The organism is Collinsella aerofaciens (assembly GCF_028207065.1).
Lineage (GTDB): Bacteria > Actinomycetota > Coriobacteriia > Coriobacteriales > Coriobacteriaceae > Collinsella > Collinsella aerofaciens_AR.
Map to the genome: position 1 here is coordinate 94,276 of NZ_JAQLFP010000001.1, position 11,774 is coordinate 106,049.

The 11,774-nt window shown below is 61.3% G+C and carries 15 protein-coding genes; 14 read left to right on the plus strand and 1 reads right to left on the minus strand.

Features of this window, described 5'->3' with window-relative positions:
- Nucleotides 1-6 precede the first annotated feature (6 nt).
- The 8 genes from PMX72_RS00410 (at nucleotide 7) to rsfS (ending at nucleotide 6,762) form a co-directional block, all read left to right on the plus strand.
- A complete protein-coding gene (locus PMX72_RS00410) occupies nucleotides 7-1,884 on the plus strand; it encodes a TIGR03960 family B12-binding radical SAM protein (protein ID WP_117637229.1) in 1,878 nt (625 codons plus the stop codon).
- Nucleotides 1,881-2,693, plus strand: a complete 813-nt coding sequence (locus PMX72_RS00415; protein ID WP_099431827.1) for a TIGR03936 family radical SAM-associated protein — start codon at nucleotides 1,881-1,883, stop codon at nucleotides 2,691-2,693. The genes PMX72_RS00410 and PMX72_RS00415 overlap by 4 nt, the downstream gene beginning before the upstream one ends.
- Before the next feature lie 67 nt (nucleotides 2,694-2,760).
- Nucleotides 2,761-3,135, plus strand: coding sequence for a 50S ribosomal protein L21 (rplU, locus tag PMX72_RS00420; RefSeq protein WP_035138585.1), 375 nt, complete (start codon nucleotides 2,761-2,763; stop codon nucleotides 3,133-3,135).
- Between the two features lie 33 nt (nucleotides 3,136-3,168).
- On the plus strand, nucleotides 3,169-3,426 hold the full coding sequence (gene rpmA / locus PMX72_RS00425) for a 50S ribosomal protein L27 (protein WP_006236075.1): 258 nt from the start codon (nucleotides 3,169-3,171) through the stop codon (nucleotides 3,424-3,426).
- Nucleotides 3,427-3,510: 84 nt separating this feature from the next.
- Nucleotides 3,511-4,977 carry a GTPase ObgE gene (gene obgE, locus PMX72_RS00430; protein ID WP_271729020.1) on the plus strand — a complete coding sequence of 489 codons (1,467 nt, stop codon included), beginning with the start codon at nucleotides 3,511-3,513 and terminating at the stop codon, nucleotides 4,975-4,977.
- A 3-nt stretch (nucleotides 4,978-4,980) separates the two neighbouring features.
- Nucleotides 4,981-5,658, plus strand: coding sequence for a nicotinate-nucleotide adenylyltransferase (gene nadD / locus PMX72_RS00435; protein ID WP_117637231.1), 678 nt, complete (start codon nucleotides 4,981-4,983; stop codon nucleotides 5,656-5,658).
- Nucleotides 5,659-5,744: 86 nt separating this feature from the next.
- The gene (gene yqeK / locus PMX72_RS00440) at nucleotides 5,745-6,278 is read left to right on the plus strand and encodes a bis(5'-nucleosyl)-tetraphosphatase (symmetrical) YqeK (RefSeq protein WP_271729041.1); all 534 of its coding nucleotides are present in this window, start codon (nucleotides 5,745-5,747) and stop codon (nucleotides 6,276-6,278) included.
- Between the two features lie 28 nt (nucleotides 6,279-6,306).
- Nucleotides 6,307-6,762 carry a ribosome silencing factor gene (rsfS, locus tag PMX72_RS00445; protein WP_271729019.1) on the plus strand — a complete coding sequence of 152 codons (456 nt, stop codon included), beginning with the start codon at nucleotides 6,307-6,309 and terminating at the stop codon, nucleotides 6,760-6,762.
- 94 nt (nucleotides 6,763-6,856) lie between these two features.
- Here the strand turns inward: rsfS and dinB are convergent, their stop codons facing one another.
- Complete coding sequence (dinB, locus tag PMX72_RS00450; RefSeq protein ID WP_271729018.1) at nucleotides 6,857-8,110, minus strand: DNA polymerase IV; 1,254 nt, start codon at nucleotides 8,108-8,110, stop codon at nucleotides 6,857-6,859.
- 201 nt (nucleotides 8,111-8,311) lie between these two features.
- On the opposite strand from dinB, the gene rpsP reads away from it, so the two are divergent.
- The 6 genes from rpsP to PMX72_RS00480 are packed head-to-tail and all read left to right on the plus strand — an operon-like array spanning nucleotide 8,312 to nucleotide 11,773.
- A complete protein-coding gene (gene rpsP, locus PMX72_RS00455) occupies nucleotides 8,312-8,653 on the plus strand; it encodes a 30S ribosomal protein S16 (RefSeq protein ID WP_022094749.1) in 342 nt (113 codons plus the stop codon).
- A 42-nt stretch (nucleotides 8,654-8,695) separates the two neighbouring features.
- A complete protein-coding gene (locus PMX72_RS00460) occupies nucleotides 8,696-8,941 on the plus strand; it encodes a KH domain-containing protein (protein WP_171021534.1) in 246 nt (81 codons plus the stop codon).
- A gap of 4 nt (nucleotides 8,942-8,945) precedes the next feature.
- Complete coding sequence (rimM, locus tag PMX72_RS00465) at nucleotides 8,946-9,467, plus strand: ribosome maturation factor RimM (protein ID WP_271746112.1); 522 nt, start codon at nucleotides 8,946-8,948, stop codon at nucleotides 9,465-9,467.
- Between the two features lie 10 nt (nucleotides 9,468-9,477).
- A complete protein-coding gene (trmD, locus tag PMX72_RS00470; RefSeq protein ID WP_118270381.1) occupies nucleotides 9,478-10,236 on the plus strand; it encodes a tRNA (guanosine(37)-N1)-methyltransferase TrmD in 759 nt (252 codons plus the stop codon).
- Between the two features lie 2 nt (nucleotides 10,237-10,238).
- On the plus strand, nucleotides 10,239-10,802 hold the full coding sequence (gene lepB / locus PMX72_RS00475; RefSeq protein ID WP_271729016.1) for a signal peptidase I: 564 nt from the start codon (nucleotides 10,239-10,241) through the stop codon (nucleotides 10,800-10,802).
- Nucleotides 10,803-10,861: 59 nt separating this feature from the next.
- Nucleotides 10,862-11,773 (plus strand): glycine--tRNA ligase subunit alpha, encoded by a 912-nt coding sequence (locus PMX72_RS00480; RefSeq protein ID WP_006236091.1) that lies wholly within the window; start codon nucleotides 10,862-10,864, stop codon nucleotides 11,771-11,773.
- Nucleotide 11,774 lies beyond the last annotated feature (1 nt).

Genomic DNA, 11,774 nt, shown 5'->3' on the forward strand with positions numbered 1-11,774 from the left:
TTTCCGTTGCGCGTTCCGTATCAAGACTGTTTTCATTTAATTGAGCCGTTGCTCGCCAAGGTCGAAAAGCCGAGCCGCTATATCGATCACGAGTGGGGCACGCTTTCCAAGGCCGATGCCGACTACCGTTGCTGCCTGATCTACCCGGATGTGTACGAGGTTGGTCTGCCCAACCAGGGTATCGCCATCCTCTACAACATCCTTAACCAGGCCGAGGGCATCTCCTGCGAGCGTGGCTATGTGCCGTGGCCCGATATGGGTGACGCTATGCGCGAGGCAGGCATTCCGCTGCTCTCGCTCGAGGGTGCAGCGCCGGTCGCTTCGTTTGATATCGTCGGCCTGCATGTGCCGCACGAGATGGCGGTGACGAACTTCCTTGAGGCACTCGATCTCGCTGGCATTCCGCTGCTAGCGGCCGACCGAGGTGAAGACGACCCCATCATCATCGCCGGCGGCCCCTCGGTGTACAACCCCGAGCCGTACGCGGCCTTCTTCGATGCCATCCTCATCGGCGAGGGCGAGGAATCGCTGCTCGAGACCTGCCAGCTGCATCGCCGCCTGCGCGACGAAGGAGTCCCGCGCGCGCAGATTGTTGAGCAGCTTGCATCCATTGCCGGCAACTACGTGCCGTCGCTCTATGAGGTTCGTCACGACGAGCCCTGCTCGCCGCACGGCTACACCGTGCCGCGCGAGGGCAAGGATGCGCCGACCGTGGTCTACAAACGCGTCGTCGAGGATTTCGGCGCCACGAATCCGCTGTCGCAGTCGTGCGTGCCCTATGCGCAGCTGGTTCACGACCGCCTGTCTATTGAGATTCTGCGCGGCTGCGCTCGCGGCTGTCGTTTTTGCCAGGCCGGCATGACGTATCGCCCGGTGCGTGAGCGTTCGGCCGACCAGATCGTCTCGTCGGTGATTCAGGGTCTGGAAAAGACCGGCTATGACGAGGTGTCGCTGACCTCGCTCTCCACGACCGACCACTCCTGCATTCGTGACGTGCTTGACAGGCTCAACCGTCGCCTGGAAGATACGGGTATTCGCGTGTCTATTCCGTCGCAGCGCTTGGATTCGTTTGGCGTGGATATGGCCGAGTCGGTCGCCGGCGAAAAGAAGGGCGGCCTGACGTTCGCGCCCGAGGCCGGCAGCCAGCGCATGCGCGACATCATTAACAAGAACGTGACCGAGGAGGACCTGGACCGTGCGGCCAAGGCGGCCTTCGAGGCCGGCTGGAACCGCATGAAGCTCTACTTTATGATGGGCCTTCCCGGCGAGCGCGACGAGGACATCGTGGCCATCGCCAATCTGGCCGATCACGTGCTGGAGCTCGGTCGTTCCGTGGTGCCCAAGGCTCGTCGCGGCTCGATCTCGGTGTCGATCTCGGTTTCGGTCTTTATCCCCAAGGCTGCCACGCCGTTCCAGTGGTGCCCGCAGCTCGACTACGACGACGTCAAGCGTCGCCAGAAGCTGCTCATCACGAGCGTTCGCAACCGTGCCGTCCGCGTTCATTACCACGATGCCGAGACCTCGCTCATCGAGGCCGCGCTGTCCCGCGCCGGTCGTGACATGACGCCCGTCATCATCGACGCTTGGCGCTCGGGCTCTCGCTTTGACGCCTGGGTGGAGCATTTCTCGCTCGATAACTGGAAGGAGGCTGCTGCCAAAAACGGCATCGACCTCAATGAGCTCGTGCACCTGCCCTACGAGTTGGACTGGCGCCTGCCGTGGGAGCATGTGAGCCCCGGCTGCACGCGTGGCTTCCTCGAGCGCGAGTACCGTCGCTCGCTCGAGGGTGTCACGACTCCCGACTGCACCCGCACGTCGTGCACCGGCTGCGGAATCTGCCCCACGCTCCACGTCAAGAATGTATTGATGGGTGATCGCGCATGAGTGAGCGCCTGACCGACAACCCCACGCTCTTTAGGCTTCGTGTTCGCTATGGCAAGCGCGATCGCCTTAAGTACCTGGGCCATCTCGAAGTAATCCATACCATTGAGCGCATCGTGCGCCGTGCGGGACTTCCCTATGCCGTCACGCAGGGCTTCTCTCCGCACATGCGCGTGGGCTTCTCTTCGGCGCTACCGGTGGGTACGTCGTCGACCTGCGAGTGGTATGACCTGTTTATGACCGAGTTCGTGGCGCTCGACGAGGCGTTTGGGCGCCTGGCTGCGGCGTCACCGGCCGATCTGGCGCCCATCGAGGCGGCGTATATCGACGTGCGCACGCCGGCGTTGACGGCGCAGCTCACGCGTCTGTCGTATCGCATCGACCTGCACTTGGATCCCGAGGCGCCCGTAAGCGCCGACGAGGTGCGTCGTGCGATCGACACGCTGCGCGCCGACCATGGCATCGACTACGCGCGCGGCAAAAAGAGCAAGCGCTTGGATTTGGATCACACGCTCGTGGGCTATGAGCTCACGGCTGGGGAGCGTCCGGACCATCTGGTGCTCATGCTCGACACCCATGCCGACAACGAGGGCTCCATGCGTCCGGAAATTTTGCTTTCCGCTGCTGATGTTTTGTTGCAGGGCTTGACCCCGGGCGTGGATGCACCTATTGTTTCCACCGGTATGCAAGACCTCGTGACCATCTGCTCCTACGATGTCGAGCGTCAGAATCAAGCATGCGAGGACGACGAGGGCCGACTCGTCAGCCCCATACCTGTGCGAACTTGTGGATTTGCTCCACATACTCGTTGACGGGGGTATTTTCGCCTGCTACTATATTCGGCTGTTGCACTAACTGATGCATGAAGGGCAAGTAAACATGTACGCAATCGTTAACACGGGCGGCAAGCAGTACAAGGTCGCCACCGACGATGTCATCACCGTCGAGAAGATCGAGGGCAATGAGGGCGACAAGGTCACCCTGCCGGTCATCTTCCTCAACGATGGTAAGAAGATCGTCACCGATCCCGACAAGCTGGCCAAGGCCAAGGTTACCGCTCAGATCGTTGAGCAGTTCAAGGGCGAGAAGCAGCTGGTCTTCAAGTTCCACAAGCGTAAGCGCTATCGTCGTCTGAAGGGTCACCGTCAGCAGCTCACCAAGCTGAAGATCGTGAAGGTCCAGGCTACGTCCCGCGCCAAGAAGGCTGTCAAGGCAGAGGCCGAGGCTGTTGCCGAGGCTCCCGTCGCCGAGTAGATTACACTCGTAACGAAAGAGTAGGTATACACAATGGCACACAAAAAAGGACTCGGTTCCTCCCGTAATGGCCGTGACTCCCGCGGTCAGCGCCTTGGCACGAAGCGCTATGCCGGCCAGACGGTAACCACGGGCACGATTCTCGTCCGTCAGCACGGCACTCACATCCACCCGGGTGAGAACGTTGGCCGTGGCAAGGACGATACGCTGTTCGCGCTGGTCGACGGTACCGTTGAGTTCCACAAGGGTATCAAGCACAGGGTCAGCGTACGCCCGCTCGCGAACGCGTAATTCACCCTTCATAGAGCACATATGTGGGAGGCACTTGAGTTTTAGGATTCAAGGGTCTCCCTCTTTTTGTAGGAGGCGATTCTGTTGTCACAGTTCACCGATATCAGCCGCATTAACGTGTGCGGCGGCGACGGCGGAGCCGGATGCATGTCGTTTAGGCGCGAGGCATTTGTCCCCAAGGGCGGCCCCGATGGCGGCGACGGCGGTCGTGGCGGCAATGTCGTCATCCAGGCTGATGCTCAGCTGTCTTCGCTGATCGATTACCGCTTTAAGCATCACTTCCGCGCCGAACGCGGCACGCACGGGCAGGGTGCCCGTCGTAACGGCAAGAGCGGCGAGGACCTGATCCTGAAGGTTCCCATGGGCACCGTGGTGCGCGAGCTCGACCCCGAGACGCAGACCCCGATGTTCGAGATTGCCGATCTGGTGCACGATGGCGAGCGCGTTGTCGTGGCGCCCGGCGGTGCCGGTGGCCTGGGCAACACGCACTTTGTGACGTCGGTGCGCCGCGCGCCCGCGTTCGCTCAGCTGGGCGAACCGGCCGAGGAGCACTGGATTGAGCTTGAGATGAAGCTTATGGCCGATGCCGCACTCGTGGGCTTCCCCTCGGTGGGCAAGTCCTCGCTTATCGCGCGCATGAGTGCCGCCCGTCCCAAGATCGCCGACTATCCGTTTACAACGCTCGTGCCGAACCTCGGCATGGTGCGTGCCGGTGAGTATTCTTACGTCGTTGCCGACGTTCCTGGTTTGATCGAGGGCGCGAGCGAGGGCAAGGGCCTAGGCCACCAGTTCCTGCGCCACATTGAGCGTACGGCCCTTATCATGCATGTCGTCGACATGACGGGCGGTTTTGAGGATCGCGACCCGGTTGAGGATTACCGCATCATCAACCGTGAGCTCGAGCAGTATGGCGCCGAGCTTTCGGAGCGTCCGCAGATCGTCGTCGCCAACAAGTGCGATGCGCCGGGCACGGCCGACAAGATTGCCGACCTTAAGCGCGCCGCGCTCGACGATGGACATATGTTCTTTGCCGTGTCCGCCGTGACGGGCGCCGGCCTCAACACGCTGATGCTTGCCGTGGGCGAGCAGGTGGCTAAGCTGCGAGCCGAGCTGGCGGTCTCTGATGAGCCAGTCGATCTTCGCGACGAGGAGTGGGAGCGCCGCCGTCTGCAGCGCGAGAAGCGTTTCCGCATTGTCCAGGAAGAGCCCGGTGCCTTCCGTGTGGTTGGTCGCGCGATTGAGCGCATGGTCATCCAGACCGATTGGGAAAACGAGGAAGCCGTCATCTACCTGCAGCATAAGTTTGCGCGCATGGGTGTCGACGATGCGCTCGAGAAGGCCGGCTGCCGTGCGGGCGACGAGGTCCGCATTTGCCAGCGCGCCTTTGACTTTGAGGGCGCCGAGGACTTCTCGGAGTACGAGGAGCTCGAGGACGCTGGCGAGGACGTTGCCGTTGAGGCCCTTGACGTGACCGATGCTCCGGATGATGACGTCGAGGTTGTCGATGCGGCGGATGCCGCGGACGATGCCGAGACCTCGGAGGGCGAGTAAGCCATGTCGCTGCGCGGTGGAATCGGTTTGCCCGAGCTGCCCATAAAAGAGGGCAAAGAGTTTCGGCTTGGCATTATGGGCGGCACCTTCGACCCGATTCATTACGGGCACTTGGTGACTGCCGAGCAGGCGCGCGAGTCGCTCGACTTGGACGCTGTGCTCTTTATGCCGGCCGGCTCTCCCGCCTTTAAGCTTGACAAGCCGGTGACGCCTGCTGAGGACCGTTATGCCATGACGGTTCTCGCCACCGCCGCGAATCCGGCTTTTTTGGCGAGCCGTTTCGAGATCGACCGTCCGGGCGTGACCTATACTGCCGATACGCTTCATGCCCTTCGCGACTTTTACCCGCCGCAGGTAAAGCTCTACTTTATTACGGGCGCCGACGCGATTATTGATATTGTGACCTGGCATGATGCCGAGCGAATTGCTGAGCTTGCTACCTTTATTGCGGCGACGCGACCGGGTTTTGATATCGATACGGCGCGTGCCCGAATCAAAGAGTCGGGGCTGCCGTTCGATGTGCGCTATATTCAGATTCCGGCGCTGGCGATCAGCTCGACGAACATTCGTAAGCGAGTTGCCCGCGGCATGAGCGTGCGCTATCTTACGAGCGAGTCCGTGCTCGGCTACATTCGCAAGCGCAGGCTGTATGCCGATTTGGGCCAAGAAGATTTTGAGTGATGGGGGCTACGTTGTCGGTAGAGGATCAGTTTGAGGGCGATGAGCGCGCGCTGCTCAAGCGCATTCAAGAGCTGCTCGATGTTCGCATGAAAGATAAGCGCAAGCGCTATGTGCATTCGCTGGGTGTTGCCGAGACCGCACTTCATCTGGCCGAGGTCTACGGCGTTGACCGCTTTGATGCGGCTGCCGCCGGCTTAGTTCACGACTGGGACAAGGTTCTTTCCGATGACGAGCTCGTGGCCCGCGCGCTTCACTATGGCATCAAGGTTGCCGGCTCTCCTTCCGCCGCGACGCCGCTTTTGCATGGCCCCGTTGCCGCCTATGAGCTTCCGCAGCTTTTCCCCGAGCTGTCGCCGGCCGTTTTCCAGGCTGTCGACCGTCACACCGTGGGTGCCTGCGACATGACGCCGCTCGATATGGTGGTCTTTGTGGCAGATGCCATCGAGCCCAACCGTCACGGCGACTATGCCCATGCGCTGCGCAAGATGGTGGGGAAGTCCTCGCTCGATGAGTTGTTCTTCTCCTGTTTTGCGCAGGGTCTGGTCTTTGTGATCCAGTCCGGGCGCTATCTTTATCCCACGGCTATTACGATTTACAACCATTACGCCCAGCTGCGCTAGCTCGGGTGTGTCTAGAAAGAGGTATTCCATGGCCGACGAGACCATGACTGACGAGCAGATTCTTGAAGGTGTGGAGCACAAGAGTTTCGTTGCCACGTCCGACCGCACCGCCGCCTCGCTGTCCGCGAGCGGTGTCGCCGCCGAGGATGTCGCCCGCGCCGCCGCGCAGGCCGCCTACGACAAGAAGGGCGAGGACGTGCAGGTGCTCGACCTGAGCGAGCTTTCCGACGTGTGCGACTACTTTGTGCTTGCCACCGGTACCAACAACCGCCAGGTCGATTCGATTGTCGACGAGATCGAGGAGAAGGTTGCCGAGGCTTGCGGCGAGCATCCGTTCTCCATCGAGGGCCGCGAGCAGAAGATCTGGATGCTCATGGACTACGGCTCGGTCGTCGTCCACGTCTTCACTCCCGAAGCCCGCGACTTCTACCGCCTTGAAAAGCTCTGGGGTGACGCCCCCCAGCTTCCCCTCGACCTCCTCTAGTAGTTCATTTGGGACGGGCTTTTTAGCTAACCTCTACCGTTCGCCGGGCAGTTGCATCATTCGCAGCTGCCCGGCTTTCTTTTTGTCATAGGGACTAATCGTTGAAGCGGGATTGGCGGCCGAAGGATAGGGCAGTGTCGCCGAACTTGTCTCGGACGGCGTCGATAGCGACTGAGAGGTCGCGACGGTCGCTGGATTGGGCGCCGCGATCATCGACTTCACAGAACAGGTCGGTCTGGATGCCGCCCTGATGATCGAAGTCGCTCATGCCGATGCCCGCCAGGCGCACATGCATGCCTTCCTGCCAGATGTTGTCGAGCAGCTCGAGCGCCACCGCCACAAAGATGTTCTCATCGTCGGTCGGATGAGGCAGCCGGCGCTGTGCCGAGCGACCGCTTCCATACGAATACTTGAGCTTGAGCGTCACCGTGGCGCCCGTCAGTCCCTGACGGCGCAGGCGGCGTCCCACTGACTCGCCCAACAGCGCAATCGCCGCTTCGATGTCCCTGCGCTCAGTCAAATCTTTCGCAAAGGTGCGCTCATTGCTCACCGATTTAACCTCGCGCTCTTCATCGAGACTCGTGACTTCGGAGATTTCAAGTCCCAGCGCACGCTGACGCATACGTTCGCCGTTGACGCCAAAAATAGAGGCCAAGGTGGATTCCGGCGCGCGTGACAGCTCGCCGAGCGTGTAGATGCGCATACGGCGCAGTCGCTCCTCGGCCGAGCGCCCGATGCCGCTCATGGCAGATACCGGCAGCGCGGCCAAAAAGCGCTGCTCGGTTCCGGGGCGCACGATGGTCAGCCCAAACGGCTTATCACGCTCGCTTGCGATCTTTGCGACCGTCTTGTTGCAGCCCACGCCAATGGAGCAGGTCACTCCCAGCGCTGCCACGCGGTCGCTTATACGCCGCGCAACCAGTAGCGGGTCTTCGGGCGCAAAGCGACCCGGTGTGATATCGATAAAGGCTTCGTCGATGGATACGCGCTCAACGCGCGGCGTCTCCTCGGCAAGAATTGCCATGACCTGCGCGCTCACCTCGCGGTAGCGATCAAAGTGCCCGTGCGTCCAAATGGCTTGCGGGCACAAGCGCCGCGCCTCGGCCGAGGCCATGGCGGAGTGCACGCCAAAGCGACGCGCCTCATACGAACACGTGGACACGACGCCACGCGAATCGGCGTCTCCGCCCACGATGAGCGGCTTTCCGCGCCACTCGGGGTGGTCGAGCATCTCCACGCTCGCAAAAAACGCATCGAGGTCCATGAGGCCCACCGCCGGACCCGTCCAGGGGGGCGGCGTGACGCCCATGGCATCCTCATAACCGTATGTATGTTCGCGTCTTTCCATGTCATGAGTATACCGCGCAGCTCATGTGGGGTGCGTGTATGTGCTTGCAAATCCCGAATTCTTGTCTAAGATATGGATTTGCCCTCGACTACACCGAAGAAGTTGGTCTCACGGACTTCACCTGCCCGCGTCGATGGCGTATTATGTTCAACTGTTTGTTTGTAGTTGCAGCCTAAAGCTGCTTGGTTGGAGGAGTTTCCTTTGGCAGTCAAGATTCGCCTTGCTCGTCACGGCGCTAAGAAGCGTCCGTACTACCGTGTCGTCGTCGCCGATTCCCGCGCCCCGCGTGACGGTCGTATCATCGAGGAGGTTGGCCGCTACAACCCGATGACCGCCCCCAAGACCATCAACCTCGACCTCGAGAAGATCGCCGACTGGCAGTCCAAGGGCGCTCAGCTCACCGACGCCGTCGCCGCTCTGGTCAAGGCCGCCAACGAGGGCGAGAAGACCGAGACCGTCGTCAAGAAGTCCAAGAAGCAGCTCGCCAAAGAGGCCGAGGCCGCTAAGGCTGCCGCTGAGGCCGCTGAGGGCGCCGAGGAGTAAATCGTGCCTGAGGTTGACGCTGCACAGCTCGAGGGTGAGGCAATGCTCTCAGATCGCATCGCCGATCTCGTCGAATATCTCGTTGTTCAGATCGTCGACGACCCGGATTCCGTGAGCCTTGAGGTCATCGATGGTGACGACGCCTCTACGATCGAGGTTTCTGTCGCCGAGGATGACGTCGCTAAGGTCATCGGCCGTCGTGGCCGTACCATCAAGGCCATTCGCACGCTCGCCCGTGCACTGGCCGCTCGCCTCGACACTGCTGTCGAGGTAGAGGTTCTGGGCTAGGACCTTGAGGTCCCAGTACAAAAACATCGCCCGTGTGGTCAAGCCGCACGGAAGGAAGGGGGAGGTCCTCGCGCAGCCGCTGCGGGGGCTTCCTTCTGTATTAGAGCCGGGTATGCGCGTCGCCCTGACGCCGCCGGCGCTCAAGCGCGACCGCTTTTGCACGGTCGTGTCCGTCACCGATACGGGCGATGGCGATCTGGTCTCGTTTGAGGGCATTGACGACTTGACGGCCGCCGAGGGCATCACGGGATGCTATGTGTTGGCAAATCGTGACGATTTTGAGCTCGATTCACTCGACGCCGCCTATACCGACCTGATGGGTCGCGAGGTGGTCGACGAGCGCTTCGGTTCGCTCGGCACGATCGTCGAGATCGTGTCGACGCCCGCTAACGATGTTTGGGTTGTCGAGGGTGATCGGTACGGCGAGGTACTGATTCCCGTGATCGAGCAGGTTGTGCTCGATCTTCCCGACACAGGAACAATTTCCGTCCACGTTATGGACGGCCTGATCGATATGGACAAGTAGGGAGGACAACATGCTGATTGAGACCCTTTCGGTCTTTCCCGAGATGTTTGAGCCCGTCATGTCCACATCGATTTTGGGCCGCGCCCGCAAGGCCGGCCTTTTTGATTTTAAGGCGTATAACCTGCGCGACTGGACGCACGACCGCCATCGCACCGTCGATGACGAGCCGTATGGCGGCGGGCAGGGCATGCTCATGAAGGTCGAGCCTATCGCCGAGGCCATCGAGGCCATTAGCGCAGAGGGTCCCAAGCCCACTGTGGTGTTCTTTACCCCCTGTGGCGAGCCTTTTACGCAGCATGTGGCCGAGCGCCTGCTCAAAAGCGAGCGCCTGCTGTTTGTGTGCAGTCGCTACGAGGGCGTCGACGAGCGCGCATACGCGTATGCCGATGAGCGCCTGTCGATCGGCGATTACGTGCTCACGGGCGGCGAGCTTCCCGCTATGGTCGTTGCCGACGCCGTCGTGCGTCTGATTCCCGGCGCCCTTGGTGACGAGATGAGCAACGTCGATGAGTCATTCTCGACCGCCGAGGACGGTGGCCTGCTCGAGTACGCGCAGTACACCCGTCCCGCCGAGTTCAATGGCGAGGGTGTGCCTCCGGTGCTCGTGAGCGGCGATCATGCCAAGGTTGATGCCTGGCGCCGCAAGAATGCCATCGAGCGAACCTGCCGCTGGCGTCCCGACCTGATCGAGACGGCGCGCCTTACGCCCGAGGAGCGCGCATTCGCGCAAGAGATTCTGGACGCGTCGTATTCACAGAGCGAGGAGTGAGAATGGTTCCATCGCAGCATTCCGTGCTAAAGGGTGCCTTTGAGTGGATCGTGGTCGTCGCGATTGCACTGGTCGCCACCTTTTTGGTTCGCTCATTTGTGGTTGAACCCTTTGTGGTGCCTACCGGCTCCATGGAGTCCACGATCGAGATTGGCGATCAGATCCTGGCGCAAAAGGTGAGCCTCGAGCTCGGTCAGCCCGTTAAACAGGGCGATATTGTGGTATTCCACAACCCCGATGGCACCTCCGAGCACGATGTTCTCGTCAAGCGAGTTATTGCCACGGCCGGCCAGACGGTCGACCTTCAGGACGGCAAGGTCGTCGTCGACGGCCAGGCGCTCGATGAGGACTATACGACCGGCATGAGCTGGCCGCTTTCGGTCCAGGCCCCTGGCGCTCAGGTGAGCTATCCCTACACCGTTCCCGACGGGTGCGTGTGGGTGATGGGCGACAACCGCGAGAACTCTGCTGACTCCCGCTATTTTGGCCCGGTCGACCGCTCCGACTTGATCGCCGTGGCGCTTGTGCGCTACTGGCCGCTCAACCGTATCGGCGCTATCGACTAAAAACCGCTATAGTACAGTACCTAACCGTGTAATCGTTTCGACGAGGGGATATTAGAGGCATGAACGCTTCATCGCTTTCCTTCCAAGACATCATCCTGCGCCTCCAGCAGTACTGGGGCGAGCAGGGCTGCGTCATTATGCAGCCCTATGACTCCGAGGTCGGTGCCGGTACCTTCCATACCGCGACCACGCTGCGCTCGCTCGGTCCCGCCGAGTGGCGCACCTGCTATGCGCAGCCCTGCCGCCGTCCCGCCGACGGCCGCTACGGCGAGAACCCCAACCGCATGCAGCACTACTATCAGTTCCAGGTGCTCATCAAGCCCTCGCCGGTCAACGCCCAGGAGCTCTACCTGGGGTCTCTTGCCGCTATCGGTCTGGACCCCAACGACCATGACGTCCGTTTTGTCGAGGACGACTGGGAGAGCCCGACCCTGGGCGCCTGGGGCCTTGGCTGGGAGGTCTGGCTCAACGGCATGGAGGTCACGCAGTTTACGTACTTCCAGCAGGTGGGCGGCATCGAGGTCGATCCCGTGCCCGTCGAGATCACCTATGGCCTGGAGCGTATCGCCATGTACGCCCAGGGTGTCAACTCCGTCTACGACCTGGTGTGGAGCTATCTGCCCGACGGCACGCCCATGACCTACGGCGACGTGTTCCTCGAGAACGAGCGCGAGTTCAGTGCCTATAACTTTGAGGTCGCCAACGTCGAGATGATGCGTCAGAAGTTTGACGACTACGAGGCCGAGTGCCACTCCTGCCTGGAGCGCAAACTGCCGCTGCCGGCGTACGACTGCGTCATGAAGTGCAGCCATGCCTTCAACCTGCTCGATGCCCGTGGCGCCCTGTCCGCAGTCGAGCGTGCCAACTACATCCTGCGCGTCCGCGCCGTCGCCAAGGCGTGCTGCGAGGCCTACATGGCCGAGGTCGCCGGAGTCAACGAGAATGCCGATCAGGAAGGCGAGGTGGCGTAAG